The organism is Pengzhenrongella phosphoraccumulans, assembly GCF_045689905.1.
Classification (GTDB): domain Bacteria; phylum Actinomycetota; class Actinomycetes; order Actinomycetales; family Cellulomonadaceae; genus Pengzhenrongella; species Pengzhenrongella phosphoraccumulans.
In genome coordinates this window covers 1,501,752-1,519,641 of sequence record NZ_CP144210.1, presented here as the reverse complement: position 1 = coordinate 1,519,641, position 17,890 = coordinate 1,501,752, and the positions used below count along the sequence as shown (strand labels likewise).

Genomic DNA, 17,890 nt, shown 5'->3' with positions numbered 1-17,890 from the left:
AGATCGGCGGACCGGGAAGTCCGACCCTCCGGTTCGTGGGAGAGTGAGCGCACCGCGTGCGTGGGCTGCCCGATTCGAGGGGTGGCGCTGACCGGCACCGGACAGACCCACCGTGGGGAGCAAGCACAGCATGCCGATCTTCGAGCTCGACGCCGGGCATCCCGTCCTCGTCCAGCCGATGCAACCTGCCGCCGGAACTTTTCCGGCGGATACGTCCTCGGTCGTCGCCGACCACCTCGAAAGCCTGCTCGGGGAACCGCTCTTCCCCATCGCGACCCGGCAGCCGGGCGCTGACGGTCCGCACCTGCTGGCCGTCGACGCTGCGGGGCAGCCCGTCGTCGTCGAGGTCGTGCAGATGCTCGACAGCGAGGGGATCGTGCGCGCGCTGCGGTTCGCCGGCGCCGCGGCCCGGCTGAGCTCGGCCGACCTGGCCCGCGCCTACCACGGCGGCCCCGAACGGTTCGCGACCGACCTCGTCGCGTTCCGCGAGAACGTGCCCGTCGCCGTGGCGCACTCCGCGGCCCGCCATGCCGGGGCCCGCCTGCTGCTCGTGTGCTCCGAGGTGGCCGAGAACGTCGTCGACGCGGTCGAGTTCCTGCGTCAGCCCGGCCGGCAGGTCGAGGTGCTGCAGGTCGGCGTGCTGCGCGGCGCGGACGGCCGCCGGTTCCTCGACGTGTCACCGCTCATCCCGCTGGTCCCCAAGCGCCGCGCGGTCGAGCCGTCGGCGCTGCACATGGTCTCCGCCCCGGGGGCCCCCAGCGACGCCATCGCCCGCGACGCCACCGGCCACCCCGAGCCGGCAGCCCTGCACGCTCCGGCGGCTCAGCACGGACCGCCGGCCCAGCGCGGACCGTCGCACCCCGGACCAGGTCGCGCCGATCTGAGATCAGCGGACCACCGTCGCCACCACCGCGCGCCGGGCGGCGACCTCGCCCCGGCCGGCACACGGGCCTCGACGGACTCGTTCGCCACCGGCCCGATCCCCATCGTCTCGAACCTCACGGGACCCGTGCCCAGCGCCGGTGCGTCCGCCCCCACCGGGACGTTCCCCTCGGTCCTCACCGTGCCGGTCGGCCCGGTCTCCCCGGCGGTCGTCCCCGACCTCATGCTCGCGGCGCTCGCCGGCGAGCTCGGGACGGCGACCACGCTCGTGTGGTCCCGGCAGCGCCGCAATCAGCGGTTCGTCGCGACGCTGCGTCCCGACGGACTCATCCAGCTGCCCGACGGCGCCGTCTTCGCCGATCCCGACGCGGCCGCGGCGGCCGTCGCAGGCTCGGAGTACGCGGTGGACGGCTGGCGCCTGTGGCGGGTGGGCGACGACGGCCCCGCGCTGGCGGACCTGCGCGACGTCTGACCCGGTTCAGCCCCAGCCGTACGCGACGTTCCAGCGGGTGATCTCGGCGTAGAACCGCTGTCGCACCGGCAGCGGGGACAGGCACAGGTCGTGCAGCCCGCCCTCGATCCGGATCACTGTCACGTTGTGCCCGAGCTGGACCGCCCGGCGCACGATCACGTCGACGTCGAGCACGATGTCGGCCATCCGCATCCCCTCGTTCCAGCGCGGGCTGATGACGCTGTGTGCCGAGGCGAGCGTGAGGATCGGCACGCCGATCGACAGGCCGCGCGCGATCTCCGCGTGGCCCTCGATGATCGCCCGGAGCCAGCCGGCTCGCACCGGGAACGACGGCGTCGGGCGCCACTGCGGGTTGACCGTCCACTCCCCGCCGCCGGCGACCTCGATCGTACGGGCGTAGAACCCGGCGTCGATGTTCGGCAGCGCCGTCCTGGGCTGGAAGCGGGCGAGCTGCGTGATCGCGGGCGTGCTGATGTTGCGCAGCACGGCCGAGCCGACCAGCTCGAGCCAGGGGCTGTTGAGCACGAGCGCGCAGATCTCGTCCGGGTTGCGCTGCGCCCAGAGCGCACCGATGAGGCCGCCGGTCGAGTGCCCCATGAGCACGATCCGGACGCGGGCGCCGTGCTCGCGGCGGATGACGGCGAGAGCGGCGGCCAGGTCGGGGTCGTACTCGGTGAGGCTGTCGACGTAGCCCGGCGTCTGGTACGGCCGCAGGCTGCGGCCGTACTTGCGCAGGTCGACCGCGTAGAACGCGGCCCCCTGCGCCTGCCAGTACTCGGCGAGCCCGGTCTGGAAGAAGTAGTCGCTCCAGCCGTGCACGTAGAGCACCGCCCGGGCCGAGCGCAGGGGTTCCGTCGGCGGGCGGTACCGGACGAGGGTGGCCACGACGGGACCCTCGTCATCCGTGCCCAGGTCCAGCGTCAGCGCCTGGTAGTCACTGCCGAGAACATCCTCGTGCCACCGTCTCGACACTGCCCGCCCCCGTCGCCCTGCCCTGTCCGTGTGGTCCGTCAGCCCGCCGGGGCTGTGCGCGCGGGGGTCAGGGGATCAGCACGATCTTGCCGAACTGGCTCCCCGCATCGAGCCGCGCGAGCCCCTCGCCCGCCTGCGCGAGCGGTAGCTCGGTGTCGATGATCGGTCGGACGCCCGTCCGCACGAGCAGGTTCAGCAGCCCGACGAGGTCCTCCTTGGAGCCCATCGTGACGCCGAGCACGCTCAGCTCGAGGAAGAAGATCCGCTGGAGCTCGGCCGGCGAGGCGTCGCCGGAGGTGGCTCCCGCGACGACGATCGTGCCGCCGGTACGCACCGACTTCACCGAGTGGCTCCACGTCGCCGCGCCGACGGTCTCGAGCACGAGGTCGACCTTGGCCGGCAACCGGCCGCCGGGGGCGACCGCACCCGCTGCGCCGAGCTCGATCGCACGGGCACGCTTGGTCTCGTCCCGGCTCGTGACGTGCATCTCGAGCCCGGCGGCGGCACCGAGCAGGACGGCCGCGGTGGACACGCCACCGCCCGCCCCCTGCACGAGGACCCGGTTGCCGGGCTTGGCGCCGCCGCGGGTGAACAGCATGTTGTACGCGGTCAGCCACGCGGTCGGCAGGCACGCCGCCTCGGCGAAGGACAGCTCGGCGGGCTTGGGCACGAGGTTCCAGGTGGGCACCGCGAACCGCTCGGCGAGCGTGCCGGGGTAACGCTCGGAGGGCAGGCTCCGGCCCTCGGTCGGTCCGACGCCGTGGCCGGTCGCGCCGATCACGCCGTGCACCACGACCTCGGTGCCGTCGGCGGTGACCCCGGCGGCGTCCGTGCCGAGGATCATCGGCAGCTGGGCCTCGCGCAGGCCCACGCCGCGCAGCGACCACAGGTCGTGATGGTTGAGGCTGGTGGCGCGCACCTCGACGGTGCTCCAGTTCTCCCGCGCCTCCGGCTCGGGCCGGTCGGCGACCTCCAGGGCGCTGATCGGGTCGTTCGGGGCGAAACGGGCGGCGTAGGCAGCAAGCATCTCGACAGCCTAGAGCAGCGGCAGCATGCTCCTGAGGTCCGGGACGGAGTCCGAGGTGAACTGGGGGTGCAGGGCGCGCGCGAGCTGGTCGACGTCGTACGGGGTCCGTCCCGTCGCGAGCCGGACCCAGCCGAGCGGGTCGGCGACCTCGAGGCTCCAGCCGCCGCGGACCACCACGATGCTGAGCAGCACCTCGGCGACGTAGTCGAGCGCCTCGGTGTCGACCGGCCGTTGTCCCGGCCGGTGCGGTACCGAGCGTGCGAGGTCGTCCGCGTGCACCACGAGCTCGACCAGGCGCGAGACGACCATGTCGGACAGCATGATCGGGCCGCGCCGCGCCTGCACCACGAGGTCCTCGGGCCCGAGCTCGGCGAGCCGCGCGAAGGCGGCCGCCGCCATCGCGTCCACGGCCGCGAGCGGGTCCGGCTCGATCTCGCGGGCGATCTCGCGCGTGACCTGGGCGATCTCCGCGGCCCGGTCGGGGTAGGTGCCCAGGTACTCGGCGAGCGTGATCGGCACCGTGCCCGGCTCGGCGGGCCGGGTGACCGTGAGCGCATCCATGGCCCGACCGACATGGGCGACCAGCTCGGCGACCGTCAACCCGGGCAGCACGCTCGGCGAGGCGGGCACGGACCAGAGCCCGTCGTCGGCGGCGTCGTCGTCCTCCAGGAGCCAGGCGAGCCAGGCCCGCAGGGTCGTCCACTGCTCGTCGAGCAGCCGGCCCGCGGTCGCCAGGTCGGCATTCTGCATCCGGGTGGTCATCTCGTCATCCTGCCCGACGGCGCTCGCGGCCGCCCGAGCGTCCACGCGGCAGACGCGCGGCTACGGGAGCTCAGCCCTCGGCGAGGAACTCCGCGACCATCGCGCCGAGCTGGTCGGACTCGATGAGGAAGCCGTCGTGGCCGTACTCGGAGCGCACCAGCTCCACGGCCCCGGCACGCGGGATCCCGGCCGCGATCCGGTGCGACTGGCTCGGGGGGAACAGCCGGTCGGTGTCGACGGCGACGACGAGGGCGCGTGCGGTGATCCCGGCGAGCGCGGCCTCGACCCCGCCGCGGTCCCGGCCGACGTCGTGCGTGATCATCGTGCGCGTGAGCACCACGTAGGTGTTCGCGTCGAAACGTCGCGCGAGCTTCTCGCCGTGGTGGTCGAGGTAGGACTGCACCGCGAACCGTCCGCCGCCGAGCGGATCCTCGGCGCCCTGCGGGATGCGGCCGAACCGCTCGTCGAGCTCGCGTGCGCTCCGGTAGGACGCGTGCGCGATCTGCCGGGCGACGCCCAGCCCGACGTGGGGCCCCTCGCCGTCGGGCGCGTCGTAGTAGTCGCCGCCGGCGAACCGCGGGTCGGCGTGGATCGCGCCGAGCTGGGTGTGGAAGCTGGCGATCTGGTCGCCCGAGGTCTGGGCGGCGGTCGCGATCGCAGCGATCGCGCGCACGCGGTCGGGTTCCGACGCGGCCCACTCCAGGACGCGCAGCCCACCGAGCGAGGCCCCGACGACAAGCGCCCACGAGTCGATCCCGAGGGCGTCGGTGAGCGCCAGCTCGGCTGCGACCTGGTCGCGCACGGTGATCTGGGGGAAGCGACCGCCCCACGGCCGCCCGTCGGGCGCGATCGACGCCGGGCCGGTCGAGCCCTGGCAACCGCCGAGCACGTTCGGGGCGACGACGAAGTACTTGTCCGTGTCGATCGGCGCGCCCGGGCCGACGAGCGAGTCCCACCAGCCGGCCGTCAGGTGGCCCGGTCCGGCGGGGCCCGTCACGTGCGAGTCCCCGGTCAGGGCGTGCAGCACGAGCACGGCGTTGTCGCCGCTCGGGGAGAGCGTGCCCCAGGTCTCGTAGGCGACGGTGACCGCGGGCAGCCGACCGCCCGCCTCGAGGTTCATCGCGCCGAAGTGGGCGAACTGCCGCCGTCCGGGCTCGTCGCCGTCGCACCAGGCGTAGGACGCGCGGATCGGGGGAGCCGCGCCGGGCGCCGTCGTCGGCCGGGCGGGCGCGTGGGTGCGACCCGTCGGCCGCGGCGTGGACGCCGACGTCGTCGGGGCGACCCGACGGGCGCGCTCACGAGACATAGCAGGCGAATCTACGCGACGGGACCCCGTTGCGTCGCGCCGGGCGGCGCCGTCCACCCGACCGGCCGCCGAGGCGACGGAGGTGACGGCGTCGGCGGGCGCGCGCAACGGGGTCCAGGGCATCGGTCCTACACGCCCTTGGCCGCGCGGAACCCGGCGTCCAGGTCGGCGAGGATGTCGTCGATGTGCTCGATCCCGACCGCGAGCCGCACGAGGCCGGGGGTGATCCCCGACAGCGCCTGCTCCTCGACGGTCAGCTGGCTGTGCGTGGTCGACGCCGGGTGGATCACCAGCGAGCGGACGTCGCCGATGTTCGCCACGTTCGAGTGCAGCTCGAGCGCGGAGACGAACGCCTGCCCGGCCGCGGTGCCGCCGTCGATCTCGAACGCGAGGACCGCGCCGGGACCCTTGGGTGCGTACTTGAGCGCGCGGGCGTGCCACGGGCTGGACTCGAGCCCGGCGTAGTGCACGCCGAGCACGTCCTCGCGCGCCTCGAGCCACTCGGCGACCTTCTGGGCGTTGGCGACGTGCCGCTCGATGCGCAGGGACAGCGTCTCGATCCCCTGCGCGATGAGGAACGCGTTGAACGGCGAGATCGCCGGACCGAGGTCGCGCAGCAGCTGCACGCGGGCCTTGAGGATGAAGGACAGGTTCGCGCCGAACGCGCTGCCGACGCCGAGGTCCCGCGCGTAGACGAGCCCGTGGTAGCTCTCGTCGGGGGTGTTGTAGTTCGGGAACCGCTCGGGGTACTGCGCGTAGTCGAACGTCCCGGCGTCGACGATGGCGCCCGCGATCGCGGAACCGTGCCCGCCGAGGTACTTGGTCGCCGAGTGGATGACGACGTCGGCGCCGAACTCGAACGGACGGATGAGGTACGGCGTGGCGATCGTGTTGTCGACCACGAGCGGGACGCCCGCGGTGTGGGCGACGTCGGCCACGGCCTCGATGTCGAGGATGTCCGAGCGCGGGTTCGGGATCGTCTCGGCGAACAGCAGCTTGGTGTTCGGCTGGATCGCGTCGCGCCAGGCCTGCGGGTCGTGCGGGTCGGTGACGAACGTCGTCGTGATCCCGAGCTTCGGGAGCGTGTAGTGCAGCAGGTTGTACGTGCCGCCGTACAGGCTGGGGCTCGCGACGATGTGGTCGCCGGCCTCGGCGATGTTGAGGATCGCGAGCGTGGTGGCGGATGAGCCGGACGCGACCAGCAGGGCCCCGACGCCGCCTTCGAGCGAGGCGATCCGGTCCTCGACGACCGTGGTCGTCGGGTTGCCGATGCGCGTGTAGATCGGGCCCAGGTCCTTGAGCGCGAAGCGGTCGGCGGCGACCTGCGCGTCCGGGAAGACGAACGACGTCGTCTGGTAGATCGGCAGCGCGCGGGCGCCGGTCGTGGGGTCGGGGGTCTGGCCGGCGTGGATCTGGCGGGTCTCGAAGGACCAGGCGTCGTTCATGGGGATCTCCTTGGCTGAGTCTGGCCGCGCGCGGAGGTCAGGTGCTGACCGGCCCGCCCGCGAGGGGGTGGGGTGGGGGTCGCACGAAGGCGTGTACCAGGTGCCGGGCGGTGACGGTTCGCCAGGAGGCGAGCCGCGTTACCGGTCCCAGGGCACAGCCGAGCGTGCGCTGGTCAGCGACACATTCGGCAGGTCATGGTCGAAGAGTACGAGGACGTGCCCAGGAAATGGAACACCCATCTCGCGATATGGACAGAAGGTGTCTCAGGTATTCGTCCCGTGTTCATTCCATGGCTCGGTCCCGGCCGTCGGGGGTCGACACCATGGCAGGCGATGAAGCCGATCCGCGCACGTTCCGCAGCCCGACCCCCGCGCGACCCGCTGCCCGGCGTGGTCACTGTCGTGGCGGTGCTGGTGGTGGCGCTGACCGCGGGCGCGGCGGCCCGCGCGAGCGCCTCGCCCCGGGACGAGTGGGCGCCTGCGGTACCCGGGGCGATCGCCGCGGTGGAGCCGAGCATGGAGCCCGCGCCCGGTGCGTCCGCCGCGCTAGGTGCCTCGGTGCTCGGTGCCTCGGTGCCCGGCACGCCCGCGCTCCCGGTCCGCGCCGCGGCGGCCTGGGTCGCCGCAACCTCCGCCGCGACCGGGATCGGGTCCGTGGCGGTGCGGGCGTACGCCGACGCCACGCTGACCATCGCCACCGAGCAGCCCGGCTGCCGGCTGGGGTGGACCACGCTCGCGGCCATCGGTGCGACCGAGTCGGGTCACGGCACGCACGGCGGCGCGGTGCTCGCCGACGACGGTCGCCCGAGCATCCCGATCATCGGGCCGGCGCTCGACGGGCGGCCCGGTTTCGCCGCGATCCGCGCCGATCCGGACGCGACCGTGTGGCACGGCGACCCGGTGTGGGACCACGCCGTCGGCCCGCTGCAGTTCTTGCCGTCGACCTGGCGCCGCTGGGGGGCCGACGGCGACGGCGACCGGGTGTCCGACCCGAACGACCTCGACGATGCCGCGCTCGCGGCCGCGCGCTACCTGTGCGCCGCCGGGACGGAGCTGACGACGGCGTCCGCGTGGCAGGCGGCCGTCCTCAGCTACAACCACTCCCAGGAGTACATGGCAACGATCCTGACTGTGGCGAACGGGTATGCCGCGGCGTCCCTGCGCGGCCAGGACGGCCCCTCGTGACGCTGGTCGGCGGCCGGTACGCGCTCGGGCGGCTGCTCGGGTCGGGCGGCTCCGCGGCCGTGTTCGAGGCCGAGGATGTCCGGCTCGGCAGGTTGGTCGCGGTCAAGGTGCTGCACGCGCACCTCGCCGCCCGGCCCGGCGCGGGCGCGGAGCTGCTGGCCGATGCCCAGACCGCGGCGGCGCTGGACCATCCGCACCTGGTCCGCGTGCTCGATGCCGGCGTCGAGGGCACCGACGAGGCCACGCTCGCCTGGATCGTGCTGGAGCTCGTCGACGGCGTCACGCTCGGGACCCTCGTGGACCGGGTCGGGCCGCTGACGGCACGGGATGCGCTCGGAGTCGTCGCGGGGGTGCTCGCCGGGCTCGGACACGCGCACGAGCACGGGGTGCTCCACCTCGACGTGTCGCCGGCGAACGTGATGGTGCCGTTCTCGCCCCACGGGTTCGACCTGGCCCGGGCCTGCCTGCTCGACCTGGGCAGCCGGCCGCGCCCCGCCCTGCGCGATCGCCTCGTGCGGGTCAGTCCGCACTACGCGTCCCCCGAGCTCGCCACCGCGGCTCCGGCCGACGCGCGCGCCGACCTGTACGCGGTGGGGGCGGTGCTGTTCTTCCTCTTGACGGGTCGCCCCCCGTTCGAGCGGGACGACCTGCGCGCCGTGCTCGAGGCGCAGGTGCTCGCGCCGCCGCCCATGCCGTCGTCCCTGGTGCCGACGCTGTCGAGCGAGGTCGACCTCGTGGTCGCGACCGCGCTGGCCAAGGACCCGGCGGATCGTTACGGCTCCGCGCGGGCGATGGGGGTCGCCGTCGCGCGGGCGGCGGCGGCCCTGGCAGCGCGGGACGGAACCGCGGTCGGCAGGACGAAGGAGCTGGCCGGGGTGCGCGCGCCCGCGGCGCCGGTGCTGCGTGCCCTGCCGGCGCTGCGCGCTGTGCCGGAGCAGCAGGGACTACCGGAGCAGCCGGGACTGCCAGCGCAGCAGGGGCCGCCAGCGCGGCGGCTCGGCCTGCCGCTGCCGGCCGAGCAGCCGACCGGTGGGGCCGGCCTGGCCGTGGCGCTCACGTCGGTGCTCGTGGTGGTGGGGATCGCGGTCGGCGCCGTCGCGCTCGGGAGCAGCGGCGCCGAGAGCGCCGGGGCGGTACCCGCGGCCGCGGCCAGACCTGCAATGTCGTCGTCGTCGCCGCCGACCGCGCGCGCGGCGCAGGCGCCGGTGGCACTCGCGCCGGTCGCCCTCGCCCCCGTCACGGCGCCGCCCACGACGGTGCCGGTGCTTGCCGGGCTGACCCTGGCCGGGTCCGACGGCGTCCTGACCGCCGCCGGGCTCCTGGCCGGCGCGGTCACCCGGGCGGACTCCCCGCTCGCCGCCGGCACGGTCCTGGAGAGCACGCCGGCCGCGGGTGAGACCGTCGCGGTCGGCGGCACGGTCGCGCTCGTGGTCGCCTCGGGCATCACGACCGTGCCCGACGTCGTCGGCCTGGGCTCCGGGCCGGCGCGCGGGACGCTCGAGGCGGCCGGGTTCGTCGTCGTCGCGCACGAGGTCGCCGTCGGCCCGTCGGGAACGGCGATCCGGACCGAGCCCGGTGCAGGGGCGCGGGGGCTCGTCGGCGGCGTGGTCGTCCTGGAGGTGGCGCGCGCCGTGGTGCCACCGACGGCCTCGCCGTCGGCTCCGCCCGCTTCGCCGGCACCGACGCCTGATCCGGTTCCACCCGCCTGACCGGAGCGTGCCCGCGGCATGACCTGCGTCGCCCATCGTTCATCCGGCGAGCGTCCTGCGGACATCCCCTTTGCACCTTTGCGTCATCGTCGTCCCATTGACTCACCTCCGACGCGCCACCTCCGGCGCCGGGGGAGAGATCGAACGAACGGTGTTGGGATGCGCCTGGTTGCGCCGGTGTTTCAGCTGTACCGCATGCTCGATGACGATCTCGTCTGGTGGCGCATGATCAGTCCGAACGGTCGGGGGATCGCCCGCACGGTGGCTCCGTTCTCGACTCCCGGGTCGGCGCGCGCGTCGATCGCCCAGGTCGTGGGTTCGGTCGACCAGCTCAGCGCGTCCCTCCGGGTCACCGAGGCCTACCGCTGGCGCTGGGTGCTCCACCTCGACGGGACGCCGATGGTCCAGGGGGTTGCGGACCAGGACCGGCGGGTGCGCTGCGTGCACGCGTGGCGCAACTTCGCGCTCCTCGCGCCGCTGGCGGAGGTCGACCCCACGACGTTCGCGTTCCGGGGCGGCACGAAGAGCGTCGTGCGGGCGCCGCTGGTGCGCACGCCGCTCGTGAGCGGGCGAGCATGAGCACCGTGGTGCGGGTGGACCCCCCGGCGAGCGCGCCCGCGACGCCGAGGCGGCTGGCGACCACCCAGTCCGGCTCCGACCGGGTCTTCGTGCTGGCGACGCGGACCGTGGGAGCGACGGTGCTGGCGATCACCGGCGGGATCGGCTTCTTCCTCGCGCTGCAGGCCTTCCCGACGCTCAGGCGCTACGGGTTCTCGTTCTTCACGCAGACCCAGTGGCAGCCGGAGGCCGACGTCATCGGCATCGCCTCGGTGCTCGTCGGCACGGCCACCGTCGCGCTCGTGGCCATGTCGTTCGCGTTCCCGCTCGCGCTCGCGATGGCGCTGTTCATCGTCGAGTACGCCCCCGTGCGGATCCGCTCGGGCCTCGTGTCCATGGTCGACCTGATGGCCGCGGTGCCGAGCATCATCTACGGGCTGTGGGGCTTCTTCCTGCTGCAGCCGCAGGCGAGCAACGTCGCGCACTGGCTGCAGACGTACGCGGGTTTCCTGCCGTTCTTCCGGGTCGACGCGGACGCGCACGCCGCGATGTGGGAGCAGTCGCGGTACACGGCGTCGGCGTTCGTGGCGGGGATCGCGGTGGCGATGATGGCGATGCCGATGGCGTGCGCCGTCATGCGGGAGGTCTTCTCGCAGACGCCGCTGGGCGAGCGGGAGGCGGCGCTCGCGCTCGGGTCGACCCGCTGGGGCATGATCCGCGCGGTCGTGATCCCGTTCGGTCGGGGCGGGATCATCGGCGGCACGATGCTCGGCATGGGCCGCGCGCTCGGCGAGACCATCGCCGTGGTGCTGATCATCTCGCCGTCGTTCGACCTGAAGTTCCGCCCGCTCGAGGTCGGCACCAACACCGTCTCCGCGCTCATCGCGGGACGGTTCGGCGAGGCGTCGCCCGCCCAGCTCTCCGCGCTCCTGACCGCCGGCTTCGTGCTGTTCCTCATCACGCTCATCGTCAACACGTTCGCGGCGCTCATCGTCGCCAACGGTCGCTCCGGCGCAGGGACGGACATCTGATGACCACCATCACGGGAAGCCGCACGGCTCCGCCGAGCTCGGAGCACCGGGTGCCGCAGGTGGACGAGAGCCCGCGCACCTGGGTCCGTTCGCTCGAGGACCTCCCCGCCCATGCGGCGCCCGAGGTTCGTCGGACCCTGGCGTCCTCGACCGCGGAGGACCGTCTCGTGGTGCTCGGCTCCCTGGTCGCCGCGCCCGCGCTCGCCTGGCTGCTGTGCTTCCGGCTGCTCCCCTGGGGGACCGCGCTCGCGTTCGTCCTGACCGCGTTCGTGCTGTTCCTGGCCATCGTGACCGTGACGACGGCGGCCCTCACCCCCGGCCCGGCCGTCACCGATCGGCTCGCGGCGGCGGCGATCACCGGGGGCGCCGTCGTGGTGGCGATCGCGCTCGTGTCGACGGTCGTGTTCACCTTCGCGCGCGGGGCGGCCGCGTTGCCGCACCTGAACACCTTCACGCAGGACATGGCCGGTGTCGGCCCGCGCGACCCGCTGACGTCGGGCGGGGTGCTGCACGCGATCGTCGGCTCGCTCATCCAGGTGGGCATCGCCATCGCCGTGACCGTGCCGCTCGCGCTCGGCACCGCGGTGTTCATGACGGAGGTCGGGGGTCGGTTCGCGCGGCTCGTGCGGACGGTCGTCGAGGCGATGACCGCGCTCCCTTCGATCGTCGCCGGGCTGTTCATCTACACGGTGCTGCTGCTCGGGCTCGGGGTGCCGCGCTCGGGCTTCGCGGCCGCGATGGCGCTGTCGGTCATGATGCTGCCGATCATCGCGCGGGCGGCCGACGTCGTCCTGCGCGTCGTCCCGAGCGGGCTCCGCGAGGCGAGCCTGGCCCTGGGCGCGTCGCGGTGGCGGACCGTGTGGCACGTGGTGCTGCCGACGGCGCGGCCGGGCCTGGCCACGGCGCTCATCCTCGGGGTCGCGCGCGGCATCGGGGAGACCTCGCCGGTGCTGCTCACGTCGGGGGCGTCGTCGTTCCTCGTGGCGAACCCGGTCGGCGGCTCGATGAACTCGTTGCCGCTCTTCGTGTTCTCCGCAGTGCGCAGCGGCGAGCCGATCTACATCCAACGCGGGTTCGCCGCCGCGGCGATCCTGCTCGTCATCGTGCTGATCCTGTTCGTCGTCGCTCGCCGTCTCGCCAAGCCGAGGAACGCCCGATGAGCGCGCGCCGGTACGCCCTCACCTCACCCACCCGCACGCCACGCACCTCAGGAGCCCCGATGAGTCAGCCCGCATCCAGGACTGCAGCGAAGGTCCGGCGAGCCTGGGCCGTCGCGGTGCTCGTGCTGGTCGCGCTGGTCGGCGGCGCGACCGCGCCGGCGTACGCGCAGTACGTCCTCATCGAGGGGGACGGATCGACCTGGAGCCAGGTCATCGTCAACCAGTGGGTCGCCGACGTCAGCGCGAACGGGATCCAGGTCGTCTACAGCGGCGGCGGCTCGTCGCTCGGGCGCAAGAACTTCGCCAACTTCCAGGACGACTTCGCGATCAGCGAGATCCCGTACCAGGGGACCGACGAGTTCGGCGCGGCGGACACCTCGCCGAACCGCCCGTACGCCTACATGCCGATCGTGGCCGGTGGCACGGCGTTCACGTACCACATCGAGGTCGGCGGCAAGCTGATGCGGGACGTGCGGCTGTCGGGGGAGACCATCGCGAAGATCTTCACCAACCAGATCACCAAGTGGACCGACCCCCAAGTCATGGCGGACAACAACGGCCGGACCTTCCCCGACCTGCCGATCATCCCGGTCGTGCGCTCGGACGGCTCGGGGACGACTGCCCAGTTCACGACCTGGTTGAACAACCAGTACCCGACGATCTGGCAGCCGTACTTCGGCAAGGCGGGGCTCTCCTCGTACTACCCGAGCAAGAGCGGCTCCAAGATGCTCTCGGCGCCCGGCTCCGACCAGGTGATGAACACGATCTCCTCGAGCGCCGGCAACGGCACCATCGGCTACGTCGAGTACTCCTACGCGCTGAACAAGGACTACCCGGTGGCGAAGGTGCTCAACGCGGCCGGCTACTACGTCGAGCCGACGGACAACAACGTCGCCGTGGCGCTGACGAAGGCACAGATCAACCAGGACAAGGCCTCGCCGCTGTACCTGACCCAGATCCTCGACGGGGTCTACACCAACCCTGACCCGCGCGCGTACGCGCTGTCGTCGTACTCGTACCTGATCCTGCCGACTGGGGCGTCGGGCTCCGCGAAGGGCCAGGACTCGCGGATGACGACGGACAAGCGGCAGTCCCTGCTCGACCTGATGTTCTACGGGCTGTGCGAGGGGCAGGGCAAGGCGGGGAACTACGGCTACTCGCCGCTGCCGCTGAACCTCGTGCAGGCCGGCTTCGAGCAGCTGGGCAAGCTCAAGGCCGCTGACCCGGGCGTCGACATGCAGAACCGGGACGCGACCCAGTGCAACAACCCGACCTTCGTGGCGGGCAACCTGAGTGCGAACCACCTGGCCGACGTCGCGCCGATGCCGAAGGCGTGCGACAAGGCGGGTGCGGGTCCGTGCCTGCCTGCGGGTGCGGCCGGTGCGCCGGCTGCCGCGGCCGGGTCCGCTGCGGCCGGAACGGGCGGCGCGGCTGGAACGGCCGGAACCGCCGGAGCGCCGGGGGATGCCGCCGCGGCCGGGGCGGTCGACGCCGCGACGGTGATCGACCCCGAGACCGGGCTCCCGGTCGGTGCGGACGCCTCGGGCGTCGCGGGCGCGACGGCGAGCGGCGCGGTCGCGAGCCTGGTGGCGTCCCGACCCGCCGGTGGCGGGATCGCCTTCGGTGCCTTGGCCGCGGCCGAGCTCGTGGCGCTCGTCCTGGTGCCGGGCCTGCTCGCGGTGCGCCGCCGCCGGGCGGCCGGCGCATGACCCGCACGGCGCGTCCGTGGGTCCCCCGCGCGGTGTCGGGCACGGCGCTGCTCTGTCTGGCGACGGCGGCGCTGGGGGCGGGCTTCGTCGGCGGGTCCGCCGCGCCGGCCCTGGCCGCGTCGAACCCCGATCCGGCGTACCAGGTCGTCAAGACCCTGACCCGCGTCCTGCGGCAGGCAGACGGCACAGACCTCACGGTGGACACCCGCACGGTCACCGTCACGGCCGACCGCACCACCGATCTGCAGGGTCGCCAGTCCGTCGCGGTCAGCTGGACGGGTGCACGCCCGACGGCGAGCGTGCAGGGCGACCTGTCGAGCAGCAGCGGCCAGCAGCAGGAGTACCCGGTGATCATCCTGCAGTGCCGGGGGATCGAGGATCAGGTGACGCCCGAGACCTGCTGGACCACCGACACCTCCAAGCGCGACACCTCGGCCTCGTCCTTCGACGCCGTCTGGACCCACGACCTGTACGGGAGCGACGCGGACCGCGCGGTCTCCTCGCCGCCCGCGGTCGACTGGCCGGCCGTGTGCGACACGGCCGGGGACGCCACCGTCGCGCGCCACCTGGTGCCGTTCGTCGCGGCGGGCGGCACGACGTACTGGTCGTGCAACGGCGGGCTCTCGTCCCCGCCCGAGATGGGCGTCGGGTCGGCGCTGCCACCGAACGAGCTCGGGGCGATCACCGGCCTGGACGGTCGGGGAGGGATGCCGTTCGAGGTTCGCACCTCGGCGGAGAACCAGTCGCTCGGCTGCTCCGCGACGGTGCCGTGCTCGATCGTCGTGATCCCGATCATGGGGATCAGCTGCCTCGACGCCGACAAGCAGTGCGTGCAGGAGGCGAAGGGTGAGCCCGGGAAGAGCTACTCGGACCAGGTCGGCACGAACGCCGCGGTGACGGGCGCGACGTGGTGGTCGGCGTCGAACTGGCGGAACCGCTTCGTGATCCCGCTGACCATCGCGGCCGCGCGCAACACCTGCGACCTCCTGGACGCCCGGGCCCCGCTCGCGTTCTACGGTTCGGAGCTGATCTCGCAGGCCGCGCTGCAGTGGGCGCCGGCGTACTGCGGGAGCGCCGACCGGTTCAAGTTCCAGGCCAACGCGATGCCGGAGGCGACCGCGTTCCGGAACCTCCGCCGCGGCATCGCCCCGGCCGCGCTGGTCAGCTACCCGGGCGAGGCGCAAGCGGGTGACCTGCCCTATGCCTACGCCCCCGTCGCGGTGACCGGCTTCGCGATCGCCTACGTGATCGACGTCCCCGGCAACGGCGGGCAGCTGACCGAGCTGCACCTGACGCCGCGGCTGCTCGCCAAGCTGATGTCGGGCTCCTATCCCGGTGTCCCCCTGTCGGCCGCGTCCAAGACGGAGCGGCCGGACCTGGCGAACAACCCCTGGTCGATGAACGTCGATCCCGAGTTCCTCGACCTCAACCCGCAGCTGCGCTCGACGCTCGCCTACACGAAGAATGCCGACATCACCTGGGCGAGCCTGCTCTCGTTGGCCAACCCCTCGGACGCGATCCGGTCCCTCACGGAGTACATCGCCGCCGATCCCGAGGCCATGGCGTTCCTCAGCGGGCAGAAGGACCCGTCGGGCATGACCGTCAACGCGGCCTACCAGGGCCTGAGCCTGCCCCGCGACGACTGGCCGCTCCTCGACGTCTGGCGGCAGCCGAGCCAGAACGTCTGCGACGCGGACCAGCCGCTCGCGTGGTTCAACCGGGTCCTGGCGCCGGTCAGCGGCATGAACAAGATCGCCCAGGATGTGCTCAGCGCGGCGCCTGAGTCGCTCTACAGCCATGAGCAGGACCCGGTGAGCGCGTTGTGCAAGTTCAGTCGCTCCCCCCGCCAGAACTACGGCGCGCGCCACCTGCTCGGTCTGGTGTCCGTCGCCGACGCGCGCCGCTACGGCCTGACGACCGCCCTGCTGCGCACCAGCGGTACCGGAACGGCCGCGACGTTCGTCGCGCCGTCGAACGCCTCGATGGCCGCCGCGATCGGGACCGCGAGCCAGTCGGCGCCCGGGATGCCGTTCGTGCTCGATCAGGCTGTCCTGCGCACCCACGCCGATGCCTATCCGGGCACGATGGCCGTCAACGTCGTCGCGGCGCTCACGGGCCTGAACGCGGGCACGGCGGGTCAGGTCGCGCAGTTCATCCAGGTGGCGACGACGGAGGGCCAGCGTCAGGGCACCGCGATCGGGCAGCTGCCGGACGGCTACCTCCCGATCACGTCGACCGGCGCGACGGCTGCGCTCTACACGAGTGCGCGCAAGGTCGCCGACGCCATCGATGCCCAGGCCGGCCCGATGGGGGTGACTGTCGTGCCGACCAGCGTCCTCGCGCCGCCCAGCGCGCCGGGTGCGACCGAGGTCTCGAACCCCCTCGTTGCGCCGCTGGTCTCGCCGCCCGTCGTCTCGCCCCTGACGACGGCGGGTGAGCCCGCGCCCGACGGTCCGGCCGCGAGTGCCGCCGCCCCCTCGGCCAGCACGGATGCTCCTCGGCTCGGGGGACTCGCGGGCGCCACGCTGCCTGCTGTCTTCGGTGTCGGCGCGCTGGGACTCGTCGGCGCACCAGTGCTTCGCCAGATCTCAACCCGGAGGCCCCGCTCATGACCGTCGAGGTGCTCGAAGAGCCGACCGGCGCCGCCCTCGCGCCCACGCGCGCGGCCACGGCCGCCCCGGTCGACCCGTACTCGACCTCCGGTCGGCGCGCCAACGGCGGGATCCGGCCCCGGCGCCCGCCGCTCCCGCGCCCGCCGGTGCCGGCTGGCGCGTCCACCGGGATCTGGGCCCTGGTCACGGTCGCGGCGCTGTGCGCCTGGTTCTTGATCCAGGTGCTCGGGCTGAGCGGTCTCGAGCAGGCTCGCGCCCAGCACCTGCTCTACGGCGAGCTGCGCCAACAGCTCGCTGCGCAGACCGCGCCGACGGGCGGGGCGATCGAGCCCGGCGCCCCCGTGGCCATCCTGTCGATCCCGACGCTCGGTCGTGAACAGGTCGTCGTCGAGGGCACCGCCGCCGGCGACCTGCTGTCCGGGCCGGGACACCGGCGCGACACCGCTCTGCCGGGCCAGGTCGGCGTCTCGCTCGTCTACGGCCGGGCCCTCGCCTATGGCGGGCCGTTCCGGTCGATCACCTCCCTGCGTCCCGGCGACGGGATCCAGGTCACCACCGGGCAGGGCGTGTTCGTGTACCGGGTCGACGGCGTCCGGCGCGGCGGCGACCCGATGCCGACCGCCCTGGCGACCGGCGGCAGCCGGTTGACGCTGGTCACCGCCGAGGGCGAGGGCGTCCTCGCGGCGGTGACCCCGACGAGTGCTGTCTATGTCGACGCCACGCTCCAAGGCGCGGCCGTCGTCGGGCCCGCGGGCCGGCCTGGCGCGGTGCCGGAGTCCGAGAAGGCCCTGCAGGGCGACCTGTCTGTGCTGCCGATGCTCGCGCTCGCGCTCCAGGCGCTCCTGCTCTCGGCCGTCGGGATCGTCCTGGTGCGTCGTCGGCTGCCGATGCGGGTGCTGTGGGTGCTCGCGGCGCCGGTGCTGGTCGCCCTCGCGTGGTGGACGACGGACGTCCTCGTGCAGCTGCTGCCCAACCTCATCTGAGGCGGCGCGCCCGGGCGAGCCGGGGCGCGCAATCCCTGGGCTAGACCGAGGTCGTCCTGCGTTCACCGTTCGACGGT

The 17,890-nt window shown here is 73.5% G+C and carries 14 protein-coding genes; 9 read left to right on the top strand and 5 right to left on the bottom strand.

Features of this window, described 5'->3' with window-relative positions; translation table 11 throughout:
- Window positions 1-130: 130 nt before the first annotated feature.
- Window positions 131-1,354, top strand: a complete 1,224-nt coding sequence (locus VTA80_RS07065; protein ID WP_407344689.1) for a hypothetical protein — start codon at window positions 131-133, stop codon at window positions 1,352-1,354.
- A gap of 6 nt (window positions 1,355-1,360) precedes the next feature.
- Here VTA80_RS07065 and VTA80_RS07060 read toward each other — a convergent pair whose 3' ends face one another.
- The 5 genes from VTA80_RS07060 to VTA80_RS07040 form a co-directional block, all read right to left on the bottom strand.
- The gene (locus tag VTA80_RS07060) at window positions 1,361-2,239 is read right to left on the bottom strand and encodes an alpha/beta hydrolase (RefSeq protein ID WP_407344688.1); all 879 of its coding nucleotides are present in this window, start codon (window positions 2,237-2,239) and stop codon (window positions 1,361-1,363) included.
- Window positions 2,240-2,393: 154 nt separating this feature from the next.
- On the bottom strand, window positions 2,394-3,353 hold the full coding sequence (locus VTA80_RS07055) for a zinc-binding dehydrogenase (RefSeq protein WP_407344687.1): 960 nt from the start codon (window positions 3,351-3,353) through the stop codon (window positions 2,394-2,396).
- Between the two features lie 9 nt (window positions 3,354-3,362).
- A complete protein-coding gene (locus tag VTA80_RS07050) occupies window positions 3,363-4,115 on the bottom strand; it encodes a maleylpyruvate isomerase N-terminal domain-containing protein (RefSeq protein ID WP_407344686.1) in 753 nt (250 codons plus the stop codon).
- 70 nt (window positions 4,116-4,185) lie between these two features.
- A complete protein-coding gene (locus VTA80_RS07045; RefSeq protein ID WP_407344685.1) occupies window positions 4,186-5,421 on the bottom strand; it encodes a homoserine O-acetyltransferase in 1,236 nt (411 codons plus the stop codon).
- Between the two features lie 128 nt (window positions 5,422-5,549).
- Window positions 5,550-6,866: a bifunctional o-acetylhomoserine/o-acetylserine sulfhydrylase gene (locus VTA80_RS07040; RefSeq protein ID WP_407344684.1), complete on the bottom strand. Its 1,317-nt coding sequence runs from the start codon at window positions 6,864-6,866 to the stop codon at window positions 5,550-5,552.
- Window positions 6,867-7,199: 333 nt separating this feature from the next.
- On the opposite strand from VTA80_RS07040, the gene VTA80_RS07035 reads away from it, so the two are divergent.
- The 8 genes from VTA80_RS07035 (at window position 7,200) to VTA80_RS07000 (ending at window position 17,813) form a co-directional block, all read left to right on the top strand.
- Window positions 7,200-8,051: a lytic murein transglycosylase gene (locus VTA80_RS07035; protein ID WP_407344683.1), complete on the top strand. Its 852-nt coding sequence runs from the start codon at window positions 7,200-7,202 to the stop codon at window positions 8,049-8,051.
- Window positions 8,048-9,760, top strand: coding sequence for a protein kinase domain-containing protein (locus VTA80_RS07030; protein WP_407344682.1), 1,713 nt, complete (start codon window positions 8,048-8,050; stop codon window positions 9,758-9,760). Before VTA80_RS07035 ends, VTA80_RS07030 begins: the two co-directional genes overlap by 4 nt.
- Window positions 9,761-9,919: 159 nt before the next feature.
- Window positions 9,920-10,339: a hypothetical protein gene (locus VTA80_RS07025; RefSeq protein WP_407344681.1), complete on the top strand. Its 420-nt coding sequence runs from the start codon at window positions 9,920-9,922 to the stop codon at window positions 10,337-10,339.
- Window positions 10,336-11,349 (top strand): phosphate ABC transporter permease subunit PstC, encoded by a 1,014-nt coding sequence (pstC, locus tag VTA80_RS07020; protein ID WP_407344680.1) that lies wholly within the window; start codon window positions 10,336-10,338, stop codon window positions 11,347-11,349. Before VTA80_RS07025 ends, pstC begins: the two co-directional genes overlap by 4 nt.
- Window positions 11,349-12,509 (top strand): phosphate ABC transporter permease PstA, encoded by a 1,161-nt coding sequence (gene pstA, locus VTA80_RS07015; RefSeq protein WP_407344679.1) that lies wholly within the window; start codon window positions 11,349-11,351, stop codon window positions 12,507-12,509. The genes pstC and pstA overlap by 1 nt, the downstream gene beginning before the upstream one ends.
- A 59-nt stretch (window positions 12,510-12,568) precedes the next feature.
- Window positions 12,569-14,218 (top strand): substrate-binding domain-containing protein, encoded by a 1,650-nt coding sequence (locus VTA80_RS07010; RefSeq protein ID WP_407344678.1) that lies wholly within the window; start codon window positions 12,569-12,571, stop codon window positions 14,216-14,218.
- Complete coding sequence (locus tag VTA80_RS07005) at window positions 14,215-16,830, top strand: hypothetical protein (RefSeq protein ID WP_407344677.1); 2,616 nt, start codon at window positions 14,215-14,217, stop codon at window positions 16,828-16,830. Before VTA80_RS07010 ends, VTA80_RS07005 begins: the two co-directional genes overlap by 4 nt.
- Window positions 16,827-17,813, top strand: a complete 987-nt coding sequence (locus VTA80_RS07000) for a sortase domain-bontaining protein (protein ID WP_407344675.1) — start codon at window positions 16,827-16,829, stop codon at window positions 17,811-17,813. Before VTA80_RS07005 ends, VTA80_RS07000 begins: the two co-directional genes overlap by 4 nt.
- The last annotated feature ends 77 nt before the right edge of the window (window positions 17,814-17,890 follow it).